Here is a 15,826-nt window from a genome sequence, read left to right as displayed (position 1 = left end):
TGCGACGTCAGGTACCGCCGGAACTGGCCTGCAGGTCCACCGGCGGCAGGCGATCGGCGCCCCAGCTGCGGGTGGTATAGGCGATCACCCGCTCCAGCTCTTCCTGGCTGATGGCGGCCAGTTCGCCCCGCTCCAGCGGATCGTAGTGAAAGATATAAAGACGGGAAGCCAGCTGCTCGAACGGCAGGGACGCTTCGCCAAAGCGCTCGCCGTTCCCGGCGGTACTGACCACCACGCCGTCCCCCCAGTTTTGCCCGCTGTCATTGTTGGGGTTATAGAAATACACCCGCATCTGGTCCTGGGGATCCAGGCTCACCCTGAGCAGGGTAATGGCATGCCAGCCGATAAATCTCGCCGCGCTGTCGGTTACCGCGATACCGGCGGGCTGGGGGTGCACCACCGGCTGGTTGCCGTTGTAATAGGGGTGATAGCAGGCATAGAAATGGCGCTGAAAATTCTCCAGATCCGTCAGCTTGCCGGTTGCCACATCCACATTGATGCGAAAGCCCCGCCCCGTCCACCAGCCGTGAAACTCGGGGTTGATCCAGCGGTGAGGATCCCCTTCCCGGCCGACACAACGGCGGCCCATCTCCGCATAAATACGATCCAGGTGCGGCACCACCAGCAAGGACACCGGATCCAGATCCACCGGCAGCGAATTAGCCACGCCGCCGGCACTTTGCCGCGAGGAAATGGGCTGACCTTCAAAGTGCATGATCACTTCATCGTCCCGGACGGCCCACACCACGATCTGCAGCAGGTAGTCGGGATCATTGTACGACCACATGGACAATGCCCGGGCAGACTGACAGGTGGGGTTGTTGCCCTGCCCGACCCCAAGAGGCTGGCCCAGCATGGACAACACCCCCGCCAACAGCCAGGCCCGAGGGGCCGGGGCGGTGCCAAAGGCCTGTTCCAGACGTTGCCGCGAATACACTGACAGCGGCAGGGCCAGCTGGCGCCAGAGCGCCGGTGCCACCGGTGGCTGGTACAAAATGCCGCGCTCCAGCGTCAGTGCCAGACCGTACAGCGCCTGAGCGGTTTGAGGGTGAATGGCTTCCCGAATCAGGCTGTGCACCAGTTCACGGTAACAGAGCATGCAGTCCCGCCCGGTGCTGGACAGGCCCAGGGCCTCGCTCAGCAGATGATCGTCCTGAGTGAGCAGAAAATGCACCAGCATCGTATGATAGGGCGACACCAGGCCGGTATCGTGCATGGCGCGGGCAAAGCCGGCGGCTTCATATTGCAGCTGGCCTCGGTCCATGGCCTCCAGCCGCTGCCGGTACACCTCAACGCCGGGATCCTCCCGGCAGCCCTGAGTGGTGCCGTAAAGGCTGCTGATCAGACGATCGGCCCCGGCGCCGCTGGCCCCCAGTTCGATCTCCGGGTTGTTCCGGCAGATGGCGATCTGGGTGATCATCTGCCTGACCTGCTCCACCTGTATGGGGCGCTGCTGAAGGATCCGCCAGATCTCGTCAACCAGCTGATCGAGCACTTTCTCATAGCCGATCACCTCACTCAGGTAGCCAAACAGCGCCCGGGTCATCAGCGCCAGCCGCCCCTGCTGCTCCCGCTCCGCTTCCGTCGGCGGCGTAAACAACAGCGACAAATTGATGGCCATCACCTGAGACAGATAGTGCCGGGCCTGCTCCGCCGATATCAGTGAATGGGAAAAATGCCCCTGCGCCACGGCTAGCAGCCGCAGCTCGCTGAGTGCCTCCATGACCACGGTATCGGCCTCGGCACTGCTCAGCGAATAGGCCGTCAGCGCCGGCAACAGAATGTGCGGGCTGGCCCAGTCGGTTCCCAGAAAAACCCCGGCCGCTTCCAGCGTTTGAGCCCGGGCCTCAATGGCGGCACAGCCACCGGGCAGCAGCAACACGCGCCGGGCCGCATCCAGCACCCGGCGCAATTTCAGATGTTTGGCATAGTCGCGGGTCTCAATCATGCTCTGCACGGCATCATCCAGACTCGCCAGGCGTTTGGTCAGGGTAGCATTATCGCTGCGTGGAGCGTCTTGCGCGGAAATCAAGGGAATACCTCATTCGGGATGGAATGACCCCGGGCGGGGCCATTCCATCAACGTGTTGACGGTGGCTCTCACCGATCCTAGATGTAAAAGTCCAGTTCTTCCTGATGCTTGAGCAGATCGCGCATCACGTAGGGATCGTCTCCGAAGAAGTACACCAGCCCCCAGTGCGTGCCAAAGGCGGTGCGCTTGGTGACCGTCTCTTCCAGCGGGGCCGTCAGTTCGTGGGATTCAAAATAGTCATGGTCTTCCGTTTCTTCCGGAACGGCCAGGCGACTCACCACCCGGCGCCGCGGATACACCCCGAAGCAACCCGCATAGCCCCTGGCATCCACCACCTCACGGGGGAAAAAGTCGGCAATTTCCTCATCGGTGGTTTTGGGATCGAAGGCCAGTACCAGCCCCTGATAGGCGTTGAATCCATAGGCCCGCTCCAGCAGCTCAAATACCTTGAAGCCGGGCGGCCGGTAGGCCACTTCACCGAAATACATTTCACCGTCGCTGGTCACAAAGTATTCCGGGTGCACAAAGCCGAATTCAATATCAAAGGTCTTGATGAGCTTTTCAATCTGGGCCGTGATCTGAGGACGGTATTTTTCCAGCTCCGGCGTGGCCGGCACAAAGACCGAATACCCCAGGGTGACATATTCCGAAATATTCAGGAACATGATCTTGCCCTTGTGTATCCAGGCCTCGACGGCGAACTCCCAGCCATCCAGATGAGACTCCATCAGCACCGGAAATTCCTCGTCGGGAATGGAATCCACCTCGTCCGGGGTACGAATAACCCTGTGCCCGAGGCAACCGGCCTTGTCGAACGCCTTGAGGTGAATGGGATCATTGGGATCACCATCCAGTTTCAGCAGGGTCTGGTTGACCCGCTTGAGAAAGCGGATCACATCGTCCTTGTCGTGGGCTTCCTCAAAAATACCAACCCGGATCCCGCCCAGCTGCGCCCGGCGTTTCATCAGCGCCTTGTCGCGCAGCAGCATGGCCTGCCCGAACAGCCGGGGGTTGTCCAGCAGCACCGAGTTGATGGCGCCGGCCCACTCCACGGTTTCTTCATACAGGGGAATGGCCACATCCACCCCCATGTCGCGCAACTTGTGTGCGATTTCCATGGAGCGATCATTCAGGCGCTCGAAGTTCCAGGGCACATAGGGAATATCATGCTGCCGGCAATATTCCTCGGCCCAGTCGGGGGCCACCACCACGTAGCGTCGATCAAAGCGGTCCACCGCCTCAATCGCATTCAGGCTCCACCCCAGCAGGGCCACATAGCCTTTTTCGGGGTTTTTGGGCATTGGTGTAACATCTGTCATTAAAAAATATCCCTTTTCTGCCAAATGTTTATACAACGTACACGTTATAGACCCCGATTCCAATGCCCGGCATTTTCCGCCAGGGGCCGGCAGCCGGTAAATATTTGGCCGTAAAAAAACCACGCCGGCCCAAAGGCCGGCGTGGTTGATGGCGTCGTTTTCCCTTGCGGGACCAGTCCACTTACCGCTGCGGACGCAGGGTCGGGAACAGGATCACGTCGCGAATGGTGTGAGAGTCGGTCAGCAGCATCACCAGACGGTCGATGCCGATGCCCTGGCCGGCGGTGGGCGGCAGGCCGTGCTCCAGCGAGGTCACATAGTCCTCGTCGTAGAACATGGCTTCGTCGTCACCGGCGTCCTTCTGCTCCACCTGATCGCGGAAGCGCTGGGCCTGATCTTCGGCGTCGTTGAGCTCGGAGAAGCCGTTGGCGATCTCGCGGCCGCCGATGAAAAACTCAAAGCGATCGGTGATCTCGGGATCCTGGTCGTTGCGGCGCGCCAGCGGCGACACTTCGGCCGGGTATTCGGTGATGAAGGTCGGCTGGATCAGGCGATGCTCGGCAGTCTCTTCAAAGATCTCGGTGATCACGCGGCCCAGACCCCAGGTTTTCTCGACCTTGATCTTGAGATCCTTGGCCACTTCACAGGCGGTCTCAAAGGTGGCCAGCTGCTCCAGGGTCACTTCCGGGTTGTACTTGAGGATGGCGTCCTTCATGCTCAGGCGCGCGAACGGCTTGCCGAAGTCAAAGGTCTCCTCGCCATACTGCACCTCGGCGCTGCCCAGCACCTCGGTGGTGACGGTGCGCAGCATTTCCTCGGTGAAGTCCATCAGGTCACGGTAGTCGGCGTAGGCCCAGTAGAACTCCATCATGGTGAACTCGGGGTTGTGCCGGGGCGACAGGCCTTCGTTACGGAAGTTACGGTTGATCTCGAACACCTTCTCGAAACCACCCACCACCAGCCGCTTGAGATACAGCTCGGGGGCGATGCGCAGATACATGTCCAGATCCAGCGCATTGTGATGGGTGATAAAGGGACGGGCCGAGGCGCCACCCGGAATCACCTGCATCATGGGGGTTTCCACTTCCATAAAGCCGTGGCTGTTCATAAAGCTGCGAATGGCAGCCATGACTTTTGAACGCACCACAAAGGTCTGGCGGGAGTCTTCGTTGGTGATCAGGTCCAGGTAACGCTGACGGTAGCGGGTTTCCTGATCCGACAGGCCGTGGAACTTCTCCGGCAGCGGGCGCAGGGCCTTGGTCAGCAGCTGAAAGCTGTCCATGTTGACGTAGAGGTCGCCCTTGCCGGACTTGTGCAGGGTACCGGTCACGCCGATGATGTCGCCGATGTCGAGGCCGTTATACTGCTCCTTGATCTGCTTCTGGGCATCCTTGGTGGCGTAGGCCTGAATGCGGCCGGACATGTCCTGCAGCGCCAGGAAGGGGCCACGCTTGGCCATGATGCGGCCGGCGACTGAGGCCACCTTGCCCAGCGACTCCAGGGTTTCTTTATCGTGCTCGCCGAATTTGGCCTGCAGATCGGCGGCCAGGTGCTGGCGGCGGAAATCGTTGGGGTGACCGTTAGCCGGGCAGTCCTTGCGGATCTGCTCGAGCTTGGCCCGGCGCTCGGCAATGAGCTTGTTCTCGTCTTGTTGCTGCTCTGTCGTCATGATTAAGCCTTGTTTGAATCTTGTTTGGAGCCCCTCTGCCCGCCAGGGGCCGGGGCAACCACGCCAACACGCAGCAAGTACATCCATGTATGCTCGACGATGGCATCCATGCCATCGACGGTTGGCTTAGGCCGCACCCAGCCCCAGGCTGAGCGGCACTGAAAAAGGTTACAGCCCGGACTTGAGGCTGGCTTCAATAAACTTGTCCAGACCGCCGTCCAGAACCGCCTGGGTGTTGCGGGTTTCCACGCCGGTGCGCAGATCCTTGATGCGGGCGTCATCCAGCACGTAAGAGCGGATCTGGCTGCCCCAGCCGATGTCGGACTTGCTGTCTTCCAGCGCCTGCTTTTCGGCGTTCTGCTTTTGCAGCTCAAACTCGTAGAGCTTGGCTTTCAGCTGCTTCATGGCCTGGTCGCGGTTCTTGTGCTGGGAGCGGTCGTTCTGACACTGCACCACAATGCCGGTGGGCTCGTGGGTAATACGTACCGCCGAGTCGGTCCGGTTAACGTGCTGACCACCGGCGCCGGAGGCGCGGTAGGTGTCCACCCGCAGGTCGGCCGGGTTGATCTCGATCTCGATGTTGTCGTCGATTTCCGGATACACAAAGGCAGAGCAAAACGAGGTATGACGACGGCCGCCGGAGTCGAACGGAGACTTTCGTACCAGGCGGTGTACGCCGGACTCGGTACGCAGCCAGCCAAAGGCGTATTCGCCGGTGAACTTGACGGTGGCGGACTTGATGCCGGCCACTTCGCCTTCGGACAGTTCGATGATCTCGGTCTTGAAACCACGAGCCTCGCCCCAGCGCAGGTACATACGCAGCACCATGTTGCACCAGTCCTGGGCCTCGGTGCCGCCGGAGCCGGCCTGCAGATCCAGGTAGCAGTCAGACTCATCCTGCTCGCCGGAGAACATGCGGCGGAATTCCAGATCCTCGAGTTTTTTCTCCAGGGCATCCAGATCGGATTTGGCTTCTTCGAAGGTGTCTTCGTCCTCTTCTTCCACCGCCAGCTCAACCAGCTCGCCGATGTCGGCGATGCCCTGGTCCATTTCTTCCAGGGTGCCTACCACAGCTTCCAGGGCGGATCTTTCCTTACCCAGTGCCTGGGCGCGCTCGGGCTGGTTCCACACATCCGGCTGTTCCAGCTCGGCGTTTACTTCTTCCAGACGCTCTTTCTTGGCGTCATAGTCAAAGGTACCCCCTAAGAAGCTGCGCCCGTTCAGACAGCTCCTTAAGTTTGTTGTACACGGGGTTTGTTTCAAACATGGATCGACAGACTCTCTGTTGACTGATGTGAGTGGTTTTGGCGCCACGCCAAAATGAGGCGCTTATTCTACCCAAAGCCGGCCCCGAACGCAGCAATACCCGGTTATTTTGTGCAGGGCCGGTTGCTCATCGGCAACCTATTTATTGCTCTCTGGCAGCGGCCGTTATCAATCTTTGTGCTAATACTCTAAGTGGTATCGCAGTTTTATGGCCCAAATGAGTAACGCTATGGCACATCGCCATTCAAGAGGACGTGATTATGACAGGCAAAGGAACAGCAGCCCTTCTGATGGCCGGAACCCTGATGGCCGGCACCCTTCAGGCCGCCACCCTGGACGAGGTGAAACAGAGAGGAGTACTCAAGTGCGGGGTGAACAGCGGCCTGCCGGGATTTTCCAACCCCGACGACAAGGGCGTGTGGAAAGGACTGGATGTGGATCTGTGCCGGGGCATTGCCGCCGCCGTACTCAATGATGCCGGCAAGGTGCAGTACATTCCGCTTAACGCCAAGGAGCGCCTGACGGCGCTGCAGTCCGGCGAGATCGATGTGCTGTCGCGCAACACCACCTGGACCTCCAGCCGGGATACCGAGCTGGGCGTCAACTTCACCGGCATCAACTATTACGATGGCCAGGGCTTTCTGATCCACAAGCACCTGGGCGTCACCAGTGCCAAGGAGCTGGATGGTGCCGCCATTTGTATTCAGTCGGGCACCACCACCGAGCTGAACGTGGCCGATTACTTCCGCCGCAACGGCATCAGCTACAACGCCGTGGTGTTCGATACCTCAGAGCAGACGGTACAGGGGCTGGAAGCCGGTCGCTGTGATGTGCTCACCTCGGATCTGTCCCAGCTGTATGCCCTTCGCATCAAGTTGTCCAAGCCCGACGAAGCCGTGGCACTGCCCGAGGTGATCTCCAAGGAGCCGCTGGGTCCCTCGGTACGCCAGGGTGACGACCAGTGGTTCAATGTTGTCAAATGGACCCACTTCGCCATGCTCAACGCCGAAGAGTTGGGGCTGACCAAGGCCAACGTGGACAGCATGAAAACCAGCGAAAACCCGGACGTGCGCCGGCTGCTCGGCCTGGAAGCCGACTTCGGCAAGGGCATGGGGCTCGACAAGGAATGGGCCTACCGCATCATCAAACAGGTGGGCAACTACGGCGAAATCTTCGAAGCCAACGTCGGCCAGGACTCACCGCTCAAGGTGGAACGCGGCCTGAACCGTCTGTGGACCGACGGCGGCCTGCAATACGCCCCGCCGGTACGCTGACCCCGACCGGGCCGCCATGGTGCGGCCCGCTGGCCCATCGCGGGCCAGCCTCTCTTCAGGCTACAGTGAGGGATAACGTTCATGTCATCACCGGTTCCCCCTTCCGCTCCTCCGGTTAAATTTTGGCGCGATCCGACCAAGCGGGCGCTGGTCTTTCAGCTGGTGCTGCTGTGTGCCGTCGCCGCCTTTATCGGACTGATCGTCAACAATACCCTGACCAACCTCAGCACCCGCGGCATCACCACAGGTTTTGACTTTCTCGACGATCCGGCCGGCTTTGCCATTGCCCAGTCGCTGATCCCCTATGCCGAAACCGACACCTATGGCCGCACCTTTGTGGTGGGGCTGCTCAACACCCTGCTGGTCTCCTTTCTCGGCATTATCGGCGCCACCCTGCTTGGCTTTGTGATCGGCGTGGCGAGGCTGTCGCCCAACTGGCTGATTGCCCGGCTGGCTTCGGCCTATGTCGAGCTGTTTCGCAATATTCCACTGCTGCTGCAGATGTTTTTCTGGTACTTCGCGGTACTGCGCACCCTGCCCGGCCCCCGAGACAGCCTCAACCTGGGCGACAGTATTTTCCTCAACGTGCGCGGCCTGTATCTGCCCGAGCCATTGCCCAATGCCGGTTTTCACTGGGTCTGGCTGGCCCTGTTGCTGGCGGTGGTAGTGTCGGTCTGGCTGGTTCGTTTCAACCACCAACGCCAGGAAGCCACCGGCCAGCGCCTGCCGGTTGGATGGATGGTTTCTGGACTGGTTATCCTGCTGCCAAGCGTGACCTTTGTGGCGCTGGGTGCGCCGCTGGAATGGAATTATCCGGCCCTGCGCGGCTTCAATTTTCGTGGCGGCATGACAGTCATTCCCGAGTTTCTGGCGCTGTGGCTGTCACTCACCGTCTATACCGCCGCCTTTATCGCTGAAATCGTACGTTCCGGCATTCAGGCCATCTCTCATGGCCAGACCGAGGCGGCCCATGCCCTTGGCATCAAGGACAGCCTGACCCTTAGGCTGGTGATCATTCCCCAGGCCATGCGAGTGATCATTCCTCCATTGACCAGCCAGTATCTCAACCTGACCAAGAACTCGTCGCTGGCCACCGCCATTGGCTATCCGGATCTGGTATCGGTGTTTGCCGGCACCACCCTCAACCAGACCGGCCAGGCCATCGAGGTCATCGCCATCACCATGCTGGTATACCTCACCATCAGCCTGTCGGTGTCGTTCTTTATGAACTGGTTCAACAAGCGCATGGCGCTGGTGGAGAGATAACATGTTCAAGGACACGCTAACACCGGAACGCCCGGCCCCGGTTTCGCGCAAGGGGCTGACCGGCTGGTTGCGCACCAACCTGTTTTCCGGCCCGCTCAACTCGGCAGTGACCCTGCTTGGCCTCTACGCCCTGTACCTGATATTGGTGCCCGCCATCGACTGGGCCATCGTCAGCGCAGACTGGACCGGCAGCAGCCGTGATGCCTGCACCAGTGGCGGCGCCTGCTGGGTCTTTATCAGCAACCGGCTGCAGCAGTTTACCTATGGTTTTTATCCGGGTAGCGAGCTGTGGCGCATCAACCTGACCTTTGTGCTGTTTGTGGTGCAGCTGTTGTGGCTGGCCCTGCCACGACTACCAGCAAAGATGTGGCTGGCACCCTTTATGGTGCTGGTGTTTCCGGTCATCGCCTGGATGCTGCTCTATGGCGGCTACTTCGGCCTGACCGAAGTGCCCACCCACCAGTGGGGCGGTCTCACCCTGACGCTGATCCTGGCTGTGGTCGGCATTACCGCCGCCCTGCCCATCGGCACCCTGCTCGCACTGGGCCGGCGCTCTCACATGCCCATCGTGCGCAGCCTGTCGGTGGTGTTTATCGAGTTCTGGCGCGGCGTGCCGCTAATCACCGTGCTGTTTATGTCGTCGGTCATGCTGCCCCTGTTCGTGCCCGAAGAGCTGACCCTCGACAAGCTGGTGCGGGCCATGATCGGCATCATCTTCTTTCAGTCCGCCTACATGGCGGAAGTGGTGCGTGGCGGCCTGCAGGCTATTCCCAAGGGGCAAAACGAGGCAGCCCAGGCGCTGGGGCTGAATTACTGGAAGACGATGGTACTGATCGTGCTGCCCCAGGCGCTGAAGCTGATGATCCCCGGCATCGTCAATACCTTTATCGCCCTGTTCAAGGACACCAGCCTGGTGCTGATCATCGGCCTGTTTGACCTGCTGGCCATCGTGCAGGCGGGCCTGGCCGATCCCAACTGGCTGGGTTACGCCACCGAGGGCTATGTGTTTGCCGGCCTGGTGTTCTGGGTGTTCTGCTATGGCATGTCGAAATACAGCCAGTACCTGGAACGCAAGCTGCATACCGGCCACAAGAGACGTTAGTCGCATCGATTGGAGTGAGTACATGGAAGCACAACAACAGGAAGCCATGGTGACCCTGCGCGGGGTAAACAAGTGGTATGGCGACTTTCACGTCCTGCGCGACATTGATCTGACCGTGACCAAGGGCGAACGCATCGTCATTTGCGGCCCATCCGGCTCGGGAAAATCCACCCTTATTCGCTGCATCAACCGGCTGGAAGAACACCAGCAGGGCGACATCATCGTGCGCGGCACCCCGCTTACCAACGATGTTAAAAACATTGAAACCATTCGTCGGGAAGTGGGCATGGTGTTTCAGCACTTCAACCTGTTCCCCCACCTGACGGTGCTGGAAAACTGCACCCTGGCGCAGATCTGGGTGCGCAAAACACCCAAGCGGCAGGCGGAAGAGATCGCCATGAAACTGCTGGCCCGGGTAAAAATTGAAGAGCAGGCCAAAAAGTACCCGGGACAGCTGTCCGGTGGCCAGCAGCAGCGGGTGGCCATTGCCCGCAGCCTGTGCATGAACCCGGAGATCATGCTGTTTGACGAGCCTACCTCGGCGCTGGATCCGGAGATGATCAAGGAGGTGCTGGACGTGATGATCGAGCTGGCGGAAGAAGGCATGACCATGATGTGCGTGACCCATGAAATGGGCTTTGCCCGCACCGTGGCGGATCGGGTGATCTTTATGGATGCCGGGCAGATCATTGAGGAAAACGATCCCGAGACCTTCTTCCACCACCCCCAGTCGGAACGCACCAAGCTGTTTTTAAGCCAGATACTGGGCAACTGACAACCTTATTAGCTATTCATTCACCGGCAGCGAAAACAACTCGCTGCCGGTGCCGATAATACCAGTTTAAAATTCCACTAAAGATATTACCTTTGGCGGCCGATAATGGACGACACCCACATTAGCAAAATAAAAAAAATGAACAATCTCAAATTAAAGCACAAAATCCTGCTGAGTTTTGTGGTGGCCATCATCCTCACCGTGGCCATCCTCAGCGGCCTGAGTTTTCGGGAAATGAAAGATCAGCTGTACCAGGACAGCGAGCAGGCGGTGGCCGTGCTGGCGGAGAAAGAAGCGGCGCGCGTATCGGAGTGGCTGCGCATTCGCCAGGCCATGCTTACCGCCGCCGGCCAACAGCTGAGGGATGAGCCCCGCCCGGCCCTGCAACTGGTTAAGGAAGCCGGTGATTTTCAGCTGAGTTATTTCGGTACCGCCGACGGCGTGATGATCGATGCCCAGCCTCGGGATCGCAGCAGTTATGATCCCCGCTCCCGCCCGTGGTACAAGCAGGCGCAACAGGAAAACCGCGCCATCGTCACTCCCCCCTACGAAGACGCCACCTTTGGCGGCACCGTGGTGACCCTGGCCCAGCCGGTGACCCATGCTGCGGGCGGGCTGGCTGGCGTGATTGGCGCCGACGTGGCCATTTCCAGTCTGGTGGACAGCGTAAACGCCATTCGCCTGCCCGCCGAGGGCCAGGCCATGATGCTGAGCCAGGACGGCACTCTAATCGCCTCCCAGAATGCCGGACTGGCCTTGCAGCCGGCCACCCGCCTGGACGAAGAGCTCACTGCCGCCAATCTGTCGCGCTGGCAGCAACTGACCCGGCTCAATCCGGTAACCCTCAATGGCGAGGCCAAACTGGTGTACGCCGAGGCCATTCCGGGCAGCAACTGGCAGCTGTTGTTCATGCTCGACAAGGCGGCACTGGAAGCCCCGCTCAGCGGCCTGCTGTGGCGCCAGCTGGGCATGTCCGCCCTGGTGATCCTCGCCGCCGTGGTGCTGATCAGCCTGCTGATGCAATACCTGCTGGGCCCCCTGGTGGGCGTATCTCGGGCGCTGGCGCAGATTGCCGACGGCAAGGGCGATCTGACCCAGCGCATTGAGCTGCACGGCAAGGACGAGGTCGGCCTGCTGGCCGCCAATTTCAACCGCTTCGTGTCCAGCCAGGCCGAGCTTATTCGGCAGATCCGCCATCAGGCCGAACACCTGGGCGGCAACGCCGAGCAGGCCTCGGTGCGCGCCAACCAGACCGTGACCGAGCTGGGCCGGGCCCAGCAGGAGGTGACCATGGTGGCCACCGCCGTCACCGAAATGGCCTCGGCCACTCAGGAAATTGCCCACAACGCCGAGCAGACCGCCACCGCGGCTCAGCAGTCCCGCGCCAGCACCGAGCAGGGCAAGCAACTGGTCAACAAAACCCGGGATTCGATCTTTGGCCTGGCCAAGGAAATGGAACAGGCAGCGGCGGTGATCACTCGGCTGGATCAGCACGCTCACGACATTTCCAGCGTGCTGGCCACCATTCAGGGCGTGGCCGAGCAGACCAACCTGCTGGCCTTGAACGCCGCCATTGAGGCGGCCCGGGCGGGCGAGCAGGGTCGCGGCTTTGCGGTGGTGGCCGACGAAGTACGGGTGCTGTCTCAGCGCACCCATGCGTCGACCGAAGAGATTCAGGGCACCATCGGCACCCTGCAACAGGCCACCGGTGAAGCGGTGAAACTGATGCAGGCCAGCCGCAACATGGCCGAGCTGAGCGTGGAAGACGCCGAAGCCGCCGCTCAGGCACTGGAGGAGATCACCGCCGCCGTAGGGCTGATTTCCGACATGGCCAGCCAGATTGCCACCGCCGCCGAAGAGCAGAGCCAGGTAACCGGGGAGATCACCCAGAACACCACCGCCATCAAGGATGTGTCCGACCAGCTGGCGGACGACGCCGAGCAATCACTGAAGCAATCCAGGGATCTGCATCAGCAAGCCGGCGAGCTCAATGGCCTGGTCAGCGCCTTTACCCTGTAAACGCAAAAAGGGCTCATTGAGCCCTTTTTCTTTGCCGTTATGGCCGCACTTGGCCTAACCAGCCGGCTTACAGCGGCGCCAGCCGCTCCACCAGCAATTGCAGCTGGCGCTTGCCCCGCCACTCGTTGACATCCAGCTTGTACACCAGCTGCACGTTCTGAATGGCGGCATTGGGCCAGGTGCTCAAATCCACGTTAAAGGCGATGGCATCGATCACGGTGCGGCCCTCGTCCGGGCTCAGCACCAGCTTGAGATGTTTGTCGCCCACCAGCCGCTGCTGAATAATGCGAAACTCGCCGTCGAACAGGGGCTCGGGAAAGGCCTGGCCCCAGGGCCCGGCAAAGCGCAGCTGCTCGGCCAGCTCCAGGGTCAGCTCGGTGGCAGTGAGTTCGCCGTCGCTGAGGATCTCGCCGGTGAGCAACTCAGGGCTGACCCACTCCTCCACCATTTGCTCAAAGGCAGCCTTGAACGGCTCAAGCGCCGCTTTGGTTATCGACAGGCCGGCGGCCATGGCGTGGCCACCAAACTTGGTGATCAGCTCGGGGTGGCGGCTGTTCACCGCCTCCAGCAGGTCCCGCAGGTGCACGCCGGGAATGGAGCGGCCCGAGCCCTTGAGCTCGTCGTCGCCGGCCTCGGCAAAGGCGATCACCGGACGGTAATACTGCTCCTTGATGCGCGAGGCCACCAGCCCGACCACCCCCTGATGCCAGTCGTCCTGGTGCAGCACCAGCCCGGACGGCAAGTCGCCGTCGCTGATACGTACCTTGGCAAGCGTGGCCAGCGCCTCCTGCTGCATGCTGGTCTCGATGGCCTTGCGCTCCCGATTGAGCTCGTCCATCTCGGCCGCCAGCCGGCGAGCCTCATTAATGTCGTCACACAGCAGGCAGGCCACCCCCATGGACATGTCGTCGAGCCGGCCCACGGCATTGAGCCGGGGCCCCAGGGCAAAGCCCAGATCGGACGCCACCAGCCGCTGCTGGTTACGCCCGGAAATGTCGATCAGTGCCTGAATGCCGGGGCGCAGCCGGCCGGCGCGCATGCGCTGCAGGCCCTGGTGTACCAATACCCGGTTGTTGCCGTCGAGGGCCACCACGTCGGCGACCGTGCCCAGCGCCACCAGGTCTAGATAATCCGCCATGTTGGGTGGTCGAATCCCCTGCTGCTCAAACCAGCCTTGCTCGTTCAGGGCCGAGCGCAGCGCCAGCAGCAGGTAAAAGGCCACCCCCACGCCGGCCAGATTCTTGGACGGAAACTCACAGCCATGCTGGTTGGGATTGACGATGGCATCGGCCGCTGGCGTTTCGTCGCCGGGCAGGTGATGATCGGTAACGATCACCTGCATGCCGGCGGCCTTGGCCGCCGCCACCCCGCTGATGCTGGAAATACCATTATCCACGGTGATCAGCAGCTCGGCACCCAGGGTCACCGCCTCTTCCACCACCTGCGGGCTCAGGCCATAACCGTAATCAAAACGGTTGGGCACCAGATAATCCACCCGCTGCGCGCCCATGGCGCGCAGGCCGTGCACCATCAGCGCCGAGCTGGTGGCGCCGTCACAGTCGAAGTCGCCCACAATCAATATGCTGCGCTGATCACCCAGCGCCTGCGTCAGCAGGCTGACCGCCTCATTCATGCCTCTGAACACCGGCTTGTGCAGGGCATTAGCCTGCAGGTTGAGCTGGTCGGGCGACGTCAGGCCCCGGCTGGCGTACAGCCGCTGCACGATGGGAGACAGCTCGGAAGGCAACTCGTGAGCCACCGGCTCACGCCGGCGAATGGGCAGTGGGGAAGACAAAGACATGGAAAATACTGGCTGTTTAAACAGGCCGACAACACTAACCGGGCAAGGTGAAATTTGCAACGCTCTCCCGAAGACGAAGCAGCAGTGCGGTTGCGCTACGCCGACACGCTTCAGGCCCATCCATGGGACGCTCGGCACCTGCCTTCCCTGGCAGGTGACGGTCGGCTACGGCAATCCCCACTGCTGCTTCGTGAAACTAAGGGTTGCCTGTTAAATACTGACAGTCAGCTTCATCCCCGGCCAAGGAGGACAAAGGGTGTCTGCTTCGCCGCGCCCTTCGCGTCAGGGATGACGCGACGGAGCCTACATGGAAGTATTCACGGCGTGCCGGAGAAGCAGTGCGCTTTGGCCGACGAAAGTGCACGGCAAGACAAATGGTAAGGAAGTCACCCTCTGGGGTGATGCTCCTCATGCAGGGCATTCAGGCGGTGGGTGGCCACATGGGTGTAGATCTGGGTGGTGGACAAGTCCGAGTGGCCCAGCAGCATCTGCACCACCCGCAGGTCGGCGCCGTGGTTAAGCAGGTGGGTGGCAAAGGCATGGCGCAGGGTGTGGGGCGACAGCTCCTGAGTAATGCCGGCGCGCAGGGCGTAGTGCTTGATGCGATGCCAGAAAGTCTGACGGGTCATCTGCCGGGCCCGGCGGGACGGAAACACCACGTCCGACGCCTGTTCGCCCAGCAGCGCTGCCCGCCCTTCCTTGATAAACCGTCCCAGCCAGTACAGGGCTTCTTCCCCCATGGGCACCAGCCGTTCCTTGTTGCCCTTGCCGGTGACCCGCACCAGGCCCTGACGCAGGCTGACGCTTTCCATCGACAGGCTCACCAGCTCGGTTACCCGCAGGCCGGTGGCATAGAGCAGTTCCAGCATGGCCTTGTCGCGCAGTTCCAGCGGATCACCGGCTTCGGGAGCATCGAGCAGCGCCGACACCTGCTGTTCGCTCAGATCCTTGGGCAGACGCTTGGGCAGCTTGGGGCCGGCAATCAGGGCGCTGGGATCATCGGTGCGCAGCTGTTCCCGGTGCAGGTACTGAAAAAACCGCCGCAGCACGCTCAGCATGCGCGCCGTGCTGCTGGCCTTGAAACCGAGGTCGATGCGATGGGCCAGGTATTGCTGCAGGGTCAGGCTGTCCACCGCCAGCAGGCTGCCACCCTCGCCGTCCAGCCAGGTAGCGAAGTGGCCCAGGTCGCTGCGATAGGAGGAAAGGGTGTTGTCGGACAGCCCCTTTTCAAGCCAGAGGGCGTCAATAAACTGCTCGACCAGCGGATGACTCATGTTGACTCCGTGCTCCGCCTGCCCGGCGG

The 15,826-nt window shown here is 61.1% G+C and carries 11 protein-coding genes; 5 read left to right on the top strand and 6 right to left on the bottom strand.

The genetic code is table 11. The annotated features are described in order from the left end of the window. Positions 1-7: 7 nt before the first annotated feature. From Q9290_RS07535 to prfB, 4 genes are all read right to left on the bottom strand, one after another. Entirely contained in the window at positions 8-2,032 is a 2,025-nt protein-coding gene (locus tag Q9290_RS07535) for a hypothetical protein (protein WP_306079023.1), read from the bottom strand. A gap of 77 nt (positions 2,033-2,109) precedes the next feature. Next, the gene (locus tag Q9290_RS07530; RefSeq protein ID WP_306079022.1) at positions 2,110-3,333 is read right to left on the bottom strand and encodes an ATP-grasp domain-containing protein; all 1,224 of its coding nucleotides are present in this window, start codon (positions 3,331-3,333) and stop codon (positions 2,110-2,112) included. A 199-nt stretch (positions 3,334-3,532) separates the two neighbouring features. Next, on the bottom strand, positions 3,533-5,020 hold the full coding sequence (gene lysS / locus Q9290_RS07525; protein ID WP_306079021.1) for a lysine--tRNA ligase: 1,488 nt from the start codon (positions 5,018-5,020) through the stop codon (positions 3,533-3,535). 168 nt (positions 5,021-5,188) lie between these two features. Continuing rightward, positions 5,189-6,287 (bottom strand): peptide chain release factor 2 gene (gene prfB / locus Q9290_RS07520; protein WP_306079020.1). Its coding sequence is split into 2 segments (ribosomal slippage): positions 5,189-6,211 and positions 6,213-6,287, totalling 1,098 coding nucleotides; the frame shifts between segments, so codons are not numbered across the junction. A gap of 289 nt (positions 6,288-6,576) precedes the next feature. Here prfB and Q9290_RS07515 point away from each other — a divergent pair. The 5 genes from Q9290_RS07515 to Q9290_RS07495 all read left to right on the top strand — a co-directional run bounded on the left by Q9290_RS07515 (position 6,577) and on the right by Q9290_RS07495 (position 12,722). Next, positions 6,577-7,560: an amino acid ABC transporter substrate-binding protein gene (locus tag Q9290_RS07515; RefSeq protein WP_306079019.1), complete on the top strand. Its 984-nt coding sequence runs from the start codon at positions 6,577-6,579 to the stop codon at positions 7,558-7,560. 81 nt (positions 7,561-7,641) lie between these two features. Next, positions 7,642-8,826 (top strand): amino acid ABC transporter permease, encoded by a 1,185-nt coding sequence (locus Q9290_RS07510; protein WP_306079018.1) that lies wholly within the window; start codon positions 7,642-7,644, stop codon positions 8,824-8,826. Between the two features lies 1 nt (position 8,827). Beyond that, positions 8,828-9,928, top strand: a complete 1,101-nt coding sequence (locus Q9290_RS07505) for an amino acid ABC transporter permease (RefSeq protein ID WP_306079017.1) — start codon at positions 8,828-8,830, stop codon at positions 9,926-9,928. A gap of 22 nt (positions 9,929-9,950) precedes the next feature. Further along, complete coding sequence (locus tag Q9290_RS07500) at positions 9,951-10,703, top strand: amino acid ABC transporter ATP-binding protein (protein ID WP_462806086.1); 753 nt, start codon at positions 9,951-9,953, stop codon at positions 10,701-10,703. A gap of 138 nt (positions 10,704-10,841) precedes the next feature. Beyond that, on the top strand, positions 10,842-12,722 hold the full coding sequence (locus tag Q9290_RS07495) for a methyl-accepting chemotaxis protein (protein WP_306079016.1): 1,881 nt from the start codon (positions 10,842-10,844) through the stop codon (positions 12,720-12,722). 67 nt (positions 12,723-12,789) lie between these two features. Here the strand turns inward: Q9290_RS07495 and recJ are convergent, their stop codons facing one another. Both recJ and xerD read right to left on the bottom strand, forming a co-directional pair. Further along, positions 12,790-14,523 carry a single-stranded-DNA-specific exonuclease RecJ gene (recJ, locus tag Q9290_RS07490; protein ID WP_306079015.1) on the bottom strand — a complete coding sequence of 578 codons (1,734 nt, stop codon included), beginning with the start codon at positions 14,521-14,523 and terminating at the stop codon, positions 12,790-12,792. A 386-nt stretch (positions 14,524-14,909) separates the two neighbouring features. Further along, positions 14,910-15,797, bottom strand: coding sequence for a site-specific tyrosine recombinase XerD (gene xerD / locus Q9290_RS07485; protein WP_306079014.1), 888 nt, complete (start codon positions 15,795-15,797; stop codon positions 14,910-14,912). Positions 15,798-15,826 lie beyond the last annotated feature (29 nt).

The sequence above is a fragment of the Oceanimonas aquatica genome, from assembly GCF_030732065.1.
GTDB lineage: Bacteria > Pseudomonadota > Gammaproteobacteria > Enterobacterales > Aeromonadaceae > Oceanimonas.
The sequence above is the reverse complement of the archived record's forward strand: the minus strand, read 5'-3'. Positions and strand labels throughout refer to the sequence as shown.

Bases quoted from the DNA above. Each gene is read 5' to 3' on its own strand.
- xerD (WP_306079014.1), bottom strand. From the start codon at position 15,797: ATGAGTCATCCGCTGGTCGAGCAGTTTATTGACGCCCTCTGGCTTGAA.
- Q9290_RS07500 (WP_462806086.1), top strand. From the start codon at position 9,951: ATGGAAGCACAACAACAGGAAGCCATGGTGACCCTGCGCGGGGTAAAC.
- recJ (WP_306079015.1), bottom strand. From the start codon at position 14,523: ATGTCTTTGTCTTCCCCACTGCCCATTCGCCGGCGTGAGCCGGTGGCT.
- Q9290_RS07495 (WP_306079016.1), top strand. From the start codon at position 10,842: ATGAACAATCTCAAATTAAAGCACAAAATCCTGCTGAGTTTTGTGGTG.
- lysS (WP_306079021.1), bottom strand. From the start codon at position 5,020: ATGACGACAGAGCAGCAACAAGACGAGAACAAGCTCATTGCCGAGCGC.
- Q9290_RS07530 (WP_306079022.1), bottom strand. From the start codon at position 3,333: ATGCCCAAAAACCCCGAAAAAGGCTATGTGGCCCTGCTGGGGTGGAGC.
- Q9290_RS07505 (WP_306079017.1), top strand. From the start codon at position 8,828: ATGTTCAAGGACACGCTAACACCGGAACGCCCGGCCCCGGTTTCGCGC.
- Q9290_RS07510 (WP_306079018.1), top strand. From the start codon at position 7,642: ATGTCATCACCGGTTCCCCCTTCCGCTCCTCCGGTTAAATTTTGGCGC.
- Q9290_RS07515 (WP_306079019.1), top strand. From the start codon at position 6,577: ATGGCCGGAACCCTGATGGCCGGCACCCTTCAGGCCGCCACCCTGGAC.